The sequence below is a fragment of the Pseudomonas sp. QLc11A genome (genome assembly GCF_052112305.1).
In the GTDB taxonomy this organism is placed as follows: Bacteria; Pseudomonadota; Gammaproteobacteria; order Pseudomonadales; family Pseudomonadaceae; genus Aquipseudomonas; species Aquipseudomonas laurylsulfatiphila.
Genome location: NZ_JAVAJJ010000054.1, coordinates 1 through 449, shown reverse-complemented (window position 1 = coordinate 449; position 449 = coordinate 1). Strand labels below are relative to the sequence as shown.

General features: G+C 65.3%; 1 protein-coding gene. It reads left to right on the top strand.

Annotated features, from left to right (window positions below; genetic code table 11):
* The coding region (locus tag Q8X48_RS29850; protein ID WP_407802814.1) for a VCBS domain-containing protein at positions 1-449 on the top strand (449 nt) is incomplete at both ends.

The window sequence follows — 449 nt, the reverse complement described above, 5'->3', positions numbered from 1 at the left end:
CGTGAATATCCTCGGCACCAATGATGCGGCCGTGCTGTCCGCCGACATCGCCCACCTCACCGAGACTAATGCCGCCGTCGACATTTCCACCACCGGCACCCTGACCATCAGCGACGTCGACAGCGCCACAACCTTCGTCGCCCAAACCAACACCGCCGGCAGCTACGGCCAGTTCTCCATCGGCACCGGCGGTGCCTGGACCTACGTCGCCGACTCCGCCCACAACGAGTTCGCCGCCGGTACCACCTACACCGACACCTTCGCGGTGAGCAGTGCCGACGGCACCCTCACTTCGGTCACCGTGAATATCCTCGGCACCAACGATGCGGCCGTGCTGTCCGCCGACATCGCCAACCTCACCGAGACCCATGCCGCCGTCGACATTTCCACCGCCGGTACCCTGACCATCAGCGACGTCGACAGCGCCGCCACCTTCGTCGCCCAAACCA